Origin of the sequence: Acetobacter fabarum (genome assembly GCF_011516925.1) — a bacterium.
GTDB classification, from domain to species: domain Bacteria; phylum Pseudomonadota; class Alphaproteobacteria; order Acetobacterales; family Acetobacteraceae; genus Acetobacter; species Acetobacter fabarum.
Genome location: NZ_WOTG01000030.1, coordinates 1 through 7,845, shown reverse-complemented (window position 1 = coordinate 7,845; position 7,845 = coordinate 1). Strand labels below are relative to the sequence as shown.

At 56.2% G+C, this 7,845-nt stretch carries 10 protein-coding genes; 4 read left to right on the top strand and 6 right to left on the bottom strand.

Annotation, left to right across the window (positions count from 1 at the left end):
• The first annotated feature begins 370 nt into the window (after positions 1–370).
• Both bamE and GOB83_RS14250 read left to right on the top strand, forming a co-directional pair.
• Complete coding sequence (bamE, locus tag GOB83_RS14255) at positions 371–757, top strand: outer membrane protein assembly factor BamE domain-containing protein (RefSeq protein WP_165926575.1); 387 nt, start codon at positions 371–373, stop codon at positions 755–757.
• A gap of 96 nt (positions 758–853) precedes the next feature.
• Positions 854–1,480 carry a hypothetical protein gene (locus tag GOB83_RS14250; protein ID WP_165926574.1) on the top strand — a complete coding sequence of 209 codons (627 nt, stop codon included), beginning with the start codon at positions 854–856 and terminating at the stop codon, positions 1,478–1,480.
• A gap of 18 nt (positions 1,481–1,498) precedes the next feature.
• Here GOB83_RS14250 and GOB83_RS14245 read toward each other — a convergent pair whose 3' ends face one another.
• Positions 1,499–2,467 carry a Fic family protein gene (locus GOB83_RS14245; RefSeq protein ID WP_165926573.1) on the bottom strand — a complete coding sequence of 323 codons (969 nt, stop codon included), beginning with the start codon at positions 2,465–2,467 and terminating at the stop codon, positions 1,499–1,501.
• Positions 2,468–2,472: 5 nt separating this feature from the next.
• The gene (locus GOB83_RS14240) at positions 2,473–2,688 is read right to left on the bottom strand and encodes an antitoxin VbhA family protein (RefSeq protein ID WP_198912023.1); all 216 of its coding nucleotides are present in this window, start codon (positions 2,686–2,688) and stop codon (positions 2,473–2,475) included.
• A 683-nt stretch (positions 2,689–3,371) separates the two neighbouring features.
• Here GOB83_RS14240 and GOB83_RS14235 point away from each other — a divergent pair.
• On the top strand, positions 3,372–4,721 hold the full coding sequence (locus tag GOB83_RS14235) for a DNA polymerase Y family protein (RefSeq protein ID WP_242005890.1): 1,350 nt from the start codon (positions 3,372–3,374) through the stop codon (positions 4,719–4,721).
• 121 nt (positions 4,722–4,842) lie between these two features.
• Here GOB83_RS14235 and GOB83_RS14230 read toward each other — a convergent pair whose 3' ends face one another.
• Together GOB83_RS14230 and GOB83_RS14225 are read right to left on the bottom strand one after the other, a co-directional pair.
• Positions 4,843–6,027: an RNA-guided endonuclease InsQ/TnpB family protein gene (locus GOB83_RS14230; RefSeq protein ID WP_165926571.1), complete on the bottom strand. Its 1,185-nt coding sequence runs from the start codon at positions 6,025–6,027 to the stop codon at positions 4,843–4,845.
• Between the two features lie 27 nt (positions 6,028–6,054).
• Complete coding sequence (locus GOB83_RS14225) at positions 6,055–6,243, bottom strand: hypothetical protein (RefSeq protein ID WP_165926569.1); 189 nt, start codon at positions 6,241–6,243, stop codon at positions 6,055–6,057.
• 37 nt (positions 6,244–6,280) lie between these two features.
• On the opposite strand from GOB83_RS14225, the gene GOB83_RS15050 reads away from it, so the two are divergent.
• Positions 6,281–6,487 carry a PHP domain-containing protein gene (locus GOB83_RS15050; RefSeq protein WP_408737460.1) on the top strand — a complete coding sequence of 69 codons (207 nt, stop codon included), beginning with the start codon at positions 6,281–6,283 and terminating at the stop codon, positions 6,485–6,487.
• A gap of 132 nt (positions 6,488–6,619) precedes the next feature.
• Here the strand turns inward: GOB83_RS15050 and GOB83_RS15045 are convergent, their stop codons facing one another.
• Complete coding sequence (locus tag GOB83_RS15045; RefSeq protein ID WP_242005889.1) at positions 6,620–6,790, bottom strand: hypothetical protein; 171 nt, start codon at positions 6,788–6,790, stop codon at positions 6,620–6,622.
• 48 nt (positions 6,791–6,838) lie between these two features.
• A complete protein-coding gene (locus GOB83_RS15135; protein ID WP_165926576.1) occupies positions 6,839–7,336 on the bottom strand; it encodes an SDR family NAD(P)-dependent oxidoreductase in 498 nt (165 codons plus the stop codon).
• Positions 7,337–7,845: the final 509 nt, after the last annotated feature.

Genomic DNA, 7,845 nt, shown 5'->3' with positions numbered 1-7,845 from the left:
GCGCCCATAATTCCAGTGTCTCTTCAACAGAGGCACCACCGGTCATCATATCCTGAATCATGGTTACCCATAGAGTCAGAACTCAATACAAAATGCAACTGTAGTGCTAGGTCTTTCTGTCTCCACAAAACCCGGTGCAATTCACTCTGGGCAAGGTGGTTTCTGTTTCTTAAGGCCCACTAATAGCGAAATTATATAAGATACATTTGGGAATTATTGAGCCGGAAACATCCAATTCAGCATTCAATGACCGAAAAATATTATGGAAAGTAAGCTTATTATTCACAGAAAATCCACATCTGTGCTATAAAATTGCGGTGGTTCTGCCTGCGGAATCTTTAATTAGAAATTATGCATTGAAGGTAAGTTTATGAAAAATACTACCCTGGCTGGATGCCTGACAGCTCTTCTGGCTCTGTCAGCCTGTGCTTCAAGCGGGAATGAATCCATCAAGAACGAAACTGGCGCGACAGTCGACCAGAAAATTCAGGATGGCGTGACAACCAAAGATCAGGTTCGTGCTCAATTTGGTGACCCAATGGATACCAGCTTCACCGATAGTGGTCATGAAGTTTGGAAATATGCGTTCACTAAATCTAAAGAAGATGGGACAAATTTCATCCCTTACTATGGCATGTTCTCCTCTGGCTCCCACGGAACTGAGAAACAGCTTTCCATAATCTTTAATGGGAATAAGGTCTGGCATCACTCCCTGTCGAATTCTGCAGTGAAAACGCACGGCGGCCTCGGTAGCTGATTTCAGGAATATAAAATCCAGCCTGATGACATCAGGCTGGTTCCCACTGTCGAAATATAACTGCGAGTTGGCGGTGATGGCTGTCGGAACTGTGAATTGAGCGTAGATAACCCTGTTCAGGTCGGTGCGGGTTTGTCTACTCCAGTCCGCCGCCTCGGTCGTGAAAAACTGGCGGAGCGGACGATTGAGACGGCCCTTCAGCTCACGCCGGACACTGAGACGGTCGCAGCAACCCTCCATGCCGCTGGACTACGTTTTTCCCGCAAAGCCGAGGCCATCAGGCGGGAGGCTGCCCGTTCCGTTCGAACCGAAGCAAAAGGGTTCGATTTTTCGATATTCGCAGATTTAGACGAACTGCAGGAACAGGCCCGGCTTTCCCTGCAGGAAGCGGTTGATACCTTTCTGCATCTTCTGGCACAGGCAGAGGATGAGCGGTTCCAGATCGAGCAGATCACACAGAATACAACTGTGGAGCAAACACTGAATGATCTGGCTTTCCGTGCCAGGCGGGAAACCGCAGGCAGAATTCTATACCAGGTCTGGCATGGGGGACACTGGATAGCAGGTGCATGGGGGGCTTTTGGCAAGGTGTTTGATGCCTTCCGTAAAGCCAATCCGGCTCGTCCGGGTACCGTTGTCAGCAACGATACCGGGTCGGCTCGTCAGGATCTGGTCGCGCGTAAGATCATCTCGCTCAATGCCTGGAAAACCGCTGGGAGATAAGCGTAACTCGCGGAGTGATCAGTCTGGCTCTGGCCAATCACGGGTCGGCCGCAGTGTGGGCGATGACTGACGGTTACGGTGCACATCTGTCGAAGGCGACAGAAATTGATCACGTTGCTGGGCACCTGAGGAAGACTGTGAGGCTTCAAAGGCAACTAAGTTTCCCGGGGCAATATCTTTGCCATGTTGGGGAAGGTCTTTGGTCCATCCAACGTATAGGCCCTCACTGGATGCGAACAGAAACTCCTGACTATTCTTTCCGATCAGTTGGCCTTCGTAAGCCTGACCCGGTGCCGTTGTCGCGATGAACCGTTCCTGCCACTCAACCGGACTTCCCTTTGTACGGGCGTTCTCCAAAAACGTAATGGCCCTTTGCAAGGCGGCACTGCGGATAGGATCAATGGCGTCGGATAGCATATGCTTCACGGATGCGGTGTTACCCAGTTCACCTGCGATCGACACCGCGATCATACGCTCGCGTGAAATAACCGAAAAGGAAAGCTCATGCCCGGCGTCTCTGGCGATCTTGCGCCAGAACAGGGTCTGCGTCCGGCCATTCCCTTCACGGAAAGGATGAATATGATTCAGCGCTATGAAATGCGGCGCCAGACGCTCGATAAAAAGAGTTTGGGAAAGGTTTTTCAGGTTATCCTGAGCAGCAAGCTGGTCGAAAAACTCCCGCAATTCCAGCGTCAGCCGTGAAGGGTGTGAAAAAGTCGTGGCGTCATCACTCTGGATAAACGCCTGTTTCGAGAGGTTGACCTGCCTGAACTCCCCGGCCCACTCATACACATCCTGATAAAGATGCCGATGAATGGCTTTGAGAAGATCAACGCCCTGCCTGTCGGGATAACCAGTTCCACGGATTTCCAGTTCACGGGCGGCAACATGAATGGCTTCCATTTCCGCAAGAAGCTGCGGATCATCGGTTATTCCAACTTTGTTGACTAAGGTGAGTCCATCGAACTGAAGATAAGGATCAGCCACCCGAGCTATGCTGCTCTGTTGGTTTTCTTATAACGGGGATCAGCCTGCAGTCGGGCCATGGCGCGCCGACGGATTTCGTCTGTCGTGATTTCTCCCCGCGCGTATGCTTCCATATCTGCCGCTGCCTCTGCAGGGATGGGCTGCCCTTCCCGGGCGGCGCTGGCCAGAGCATCCTGAACGTCCTGCTGCCGGCGCATGATGTCTTCATGAGAGAGCGTCATGATCGAGAGTTCCCCTGATTACGAATAGGATTTTACCATAAACGCCTCGCTTTGTCACTGATATTGCTGTCTGTGCGGGCTCCAAAGCCATAAGGACCGAGTCACAAAAAACCTGCCATTTCAGTTTTCTTTGCCAGAACAGACGGATAGCGACGCCGGGCTTATGCGTGCATCAAAAAGGCTTGCGTTCCCTTTTTGTTCCGGTGTAGCCATGAGGGGTAAAGGAGCGACCCCCATGCACCAGAACAAGACTGATACGCTGGATCTTCTGCGCGAGAAAATTCGCAGGATGGAAGCCCCCCACCCCGCATCGGCCGAACGGCTACCAACCGGGTTTGCGGCCATCGATACGCATCTGGACGGTGGCCTCGCACGAGGTGGGGTGCATGAAGTGTTCAGCGCCGGTCGAGATAGTGTTTTCTCCTCCCGCTCAGCAGCCTTCGTCGCTCATGTGCTGGCCCGCACCACAGGACCGGTGATCTGGGTCAGCGAGGATTACCCCGACCTGTCCGCCCCGGGCATCCGCCAGTCCGGCCTCAATCCGGGTCGCCTGCTCTGCGTCACCACCCGCAAGGGCGGTCTGGAAGCCCTCTGCGAGGACGTGCTGAACGAACGCGGTGTCTGGCCGACTTCTGGTGACAGCGGCAGATTCCGTAGCCCTGCGACTGGGTATCTGCCGCGGGATGCCATTGGCACAAGCCCGGGCCATGCAACCGGAGCTGCTCGTGGCGCAGGCCCAGCCTGCCGCCGATCAGGCCGCACTGGAGACGCTCACCCTGTGGTGCCAGTGGCTGCCGCCCCTGACGGCCATAGATGGCTCCGATGGCGTGTGGGTGGAGACAACTGGGTGTGATCATCTTTTTGGAGGCGAGGACCAGATGGCTGAACGCCTGCTTACCCGTCTTGCGAAGGCCGGTTATTCTGCCCGGATCGCGATAGCAGATACAGCAGCCATAGCGGCGGCTGTCGCCCGCAGCAGCCACCGGTCCATCACCCTCATTCCCCCGGGAGGTCAGGAGAGTGTCCTGCGCGGACTGTCTCTGGCCAGTATGCGACTTGATCCTGAGACACTGGCAACCCTGCGTCGTCTGGGCCTTGTGCGTGTTGACCAGCTTCTGGACATGCCCCGCGCCCCTCTGGCCCGCCGCTTCGGGCAGGCCTTGCCCGATCGGCTTGATCAGGCGATGGGACGGCTGCCTGACCCCCTCTCCTTCAGGATGGCGCCACAAGCCTTCCGCGCTTCTGGCACACTGGTCGAACCAATCAGCACGGCCCCGGCCATTGCCCGCGCTCAGGAAAAACTCGTCGCAGAACTGTCAGACACCCTGAGCCGACGGGGGCACGGCGCGCGCCAGCTACAGGTGCAGTGCATGCGGGTCGATGGCACACTCCAGAGCCTCCAGATTGGACTGTCGAACGCCAGTGCCGATCTGCTCCGCCTGAACCGGCTTCTGGCGGAGCGGATCGAAACCCTGGAACCGGGCTTCGGGATTGAAGCCTTTACCCTCAGTGCGACAGAAACGGCCCCACTGGATGCCCCGGCCAACCGGGACTGGCTGACGCCCGCCACCGATCCTGCAGGCCTGCCTGCCCTCCTTGATCGTCTTGGGGGACGGGCCGGGATTCAAAGCCTCTTGCGCCTGCACGATGGGGCCAGCCAGTTTCCCGAAAGCGAGCAGGTTTACACGGGGTGTGAGCGCGCGCAGCGTCTGGAGGAATACTCCCCAGCCGGCCCTCATGGGCCACGGCCTGCCCGGCTGCTCCCAGCGCCAGCCCCCCTCACCGTTACGGCGTTCTGGCCGGATGGTGCCCCCAAAGCCTTCCGCTGGAAGCGTGTTACTCTCACCATTCGCGGGCTGATCGGCCCGGAACGGGTCTGGAGCGACTGGTGGCATGATCCTCAGGGGGGCTTCGCGCGCGATTACTGGGTAGCCGAGACGGTAGAGGGCGAACGCTTCTGGTTGTTCGTTGCTCATGATGGCACGGGTCCGGCTAAAGGGCGGGCCGTGTGGTTCCTGCACGGGGTTTTCTGATGCAGCACCCGCCAGACCATCCCGGCCTGCGTCCGGCCCGTACAGACGACATCGCCGATGCTTTTATGCACGCACTTTGCCTTAACATCTTCCTCGCCCTGAAGGACGAGGATTTCTCCGGTCAGACCGGATGCAGTTCTCGCTTCGACGCCACAGTAACCTGTGGCTCCACGACAGGAGTGTTCCCCCTGTGAAGAATATTGATTGCAGCGTTTTGGTCGGCATTGGTACGGAAGCCGCATGTTGTGCAGACGAAGGACGCTTGGCTCTTGCGGCTTCGACTGTCCACGGCTCCGCAGCACGAACACCGCTGCGAGGTAAAGCGCGGGTCCACCTTCACGACACGATGCGCCTTGTAGAACAGCATTGTTTCGATCTGGTGCCAGCCCACGTTGAGAATAGCGCGGTTGAGCCCACGCTTCTGTGCGACGTTGCTGCCGGGTTCCTCCATGGTTCCCGCGGCGCTGGCGGTCATGTCTCTGGTGCGCAATCGCTCAATAACCGTAGTGCCATGGTTCCGGCAGATGGTGGTTGTAGTCTCGTGCGCCCAGTGCTTGCGGATACGGGCGGCCTTCGCCTTGAGCGCGGCAACCCGCCTGCGGGCGGCGGCGTGACGGTTCGACCCCCGCTTGCGACGTGCGAGGATGCGTTGTGCCTTACGTGCTCGCCTCTCGATGACGTCGAGCCGTTCCGGCAGCATGTAGGCCGTACCATCAGAGAGCATGAGCGGCACGGACACGCCACGGTCGATGCCGACCGCACCATCGGTCGCAAAGTCGCGGGTGTCGCAGTCCTTGCAACCGATGCTGATCTGCCAGCCGAGGGGCGTGAGGCTGATGGTCGCTTCTGTCTGCTTGCCCGACAGGTTACGCGTCATGCGGAACTTGACCCAGCCTATCTTCGGCAGACGGACACGGCCCCAGCGGTTGTTCAGGCGTTCGACGGTTATCTCGCGTCCGTTGAAGGTGAAGGCGTCGTTCACGCCTTTTTTCTTCGGTTGCGGATAGCCGCCAAGACCTTTGAAAAAACGACGATACGCTTCGTCCAGTGCCTTGAGCGCGTATTGCTGGCTGGTCTGGCTGACAGCGCGGACGAAATCGACGTCCCGCCGCAGAGTGGTCAGTTCACGCGCCTGTGTCACGTAATTGAGATTGTTGCCGGTTCTGGCCTGATAGTTCCGCCAGTGATCACGGCGCTGCTCAAGAGCAAGATTCCATACAAGACGGCAGACGCCTGCAAATTGAAGGAAGACTTCTTCCTGCAAAGCGGTGGGCTTGAGCCTGTATGTAAAGCCACGAAACGACATACCATTAACTCAATATGGAACGCCCGTTCAGTAAAGAGCGGAAACGCTTTCCTCCCCGGCCTGAACGCCGGGGTTTCCAGCGGAGTTTAGGATGACGGACGCCGCCGGGTGCATGATGCGGATGAACTGATGGCCCGACTGGTCGCTGAACGACTGGTCGCCCATCTTGAACGCTGTGGCTTTGTCCTGTGTCGTGCGCAGGATACCAGCAGCCACACGGCGTCAGCCCATCCTCATCCAGCCGAGGCTTGCCGTGAATAAGAGAGGCTATGTCGAACTGCAGGTTGCAACCTGTTTCTCGTTCCTGCGCGGCGCCAGCCATCCCGATGAACTGATGCGACAGGCCAAAGCTCTGGGCTACACCGCGTTGGGCGTTACTGATTACAATTCGGTAACTGGGCTGGTACGTGCCCACGATGCGGCCTGCGAGCAGGGTAACCTCAGCACAATAGATGCGTGATGTGGCGTATGACCCGGTGTGGGATGAAAGGAAATTCCTTCGAGAACATCCGATCCGTCCACGTCAATCTGATCTGCAAGACCCGCCGAGATAATCGGATCAACGCTATCAATGCGTGTCATGAAACTGGTTTTATTCTGAACTATCCAGCGTTTCAGGCAGTCGGGGATAAATCTGAAGAGCCGTTGCTTCGTCCCAATCTGGAAGCAACTGTTCTGGAGAGAGTGCAGCCAGCATCAGATCCTGTATTTTTAGAATACGGGCATCCCCCACAGTATACCACTGAAGATCGTTCAGAAGCATAAGGCTCTCTCTCGTTTTTATTTCTTAAAAAATACAGAACTGTCGCCATCAAGGGAAAATAGACTTCAATTGTTGTGGGAGAGCCCCTGTCGCATGATCTGAAAGGCAACCGAACAGAGGATCCCATTCTTCAATCCGCAGATCACAAATCAAACCTTCGGATGCAAAGGGATCACCGGCAAGCATCGCGTCGATCTCTTGCCGATTGGCGCCTTTCATAATCAGAAAGCCGGAGCGCAATGGGGTCCCTTTCAACGGACCGGAGGCCATCAGGCCCGCATTGTTGACCAGAACATCAATCCTTCCAAATTGGGCAATCAAGCTCTTTGCGGCTTCTTGACACGAGACAAGGTCAGTAACGTCCGTCACCAGAGGAATAGCTCGACCGCCAGCCTTGGTAATCTCACTGACAAGTGCATTCAGGCGATCATGACGACGTGCCGCCAGGCCGACTGTCATTCCTTCTGCTGCAAGTTTGCGCGCTGTTGCCGCACCAATGCCACTGGATGCTCCGGTCACCAGAGCAATTTTTCCTGCAATGTTCATAACCTTCTCCACACAACGAGCCTTCAATCGCCCTTGTTTGTCGAAGGAGGTGTAATTTATGCCAGAAGATATCTCTCTTGGCTTCTTGCTGAAACTATTGCGATTTTGCGCTATGGATAGTCGTGCATGGAAATTAGGGAGTGTAACCATGCGCTCGCTCAGGTGTTTGTCCAGAGATGTCGGTTCATTTTGCTACAGTATAATTACCAATATGCGCAGCATCGTGAGGCACATGAGCGGAAATTACTGGCAGACGGGAACAACGGTGACGGCATACGCGAGTATGTCGGACTTGCCACGGGCACATGTCCGGTTTTGGAAATCTTTATCGCGCCTTGTATGTCGAGGATGAGGCGGAAACAGACCCGTGCGTTGATAAAAACGCGACCGCGGTTTGTAGCCTAGCACTACAGTTGCATTTTGTATTGTGAGTGAGAGCGCATAGCGTTTGCCTGATGTGTTCGTCGAAAGACGGACCATCTGAGGATATGGGCGACGGGTAACCTGCG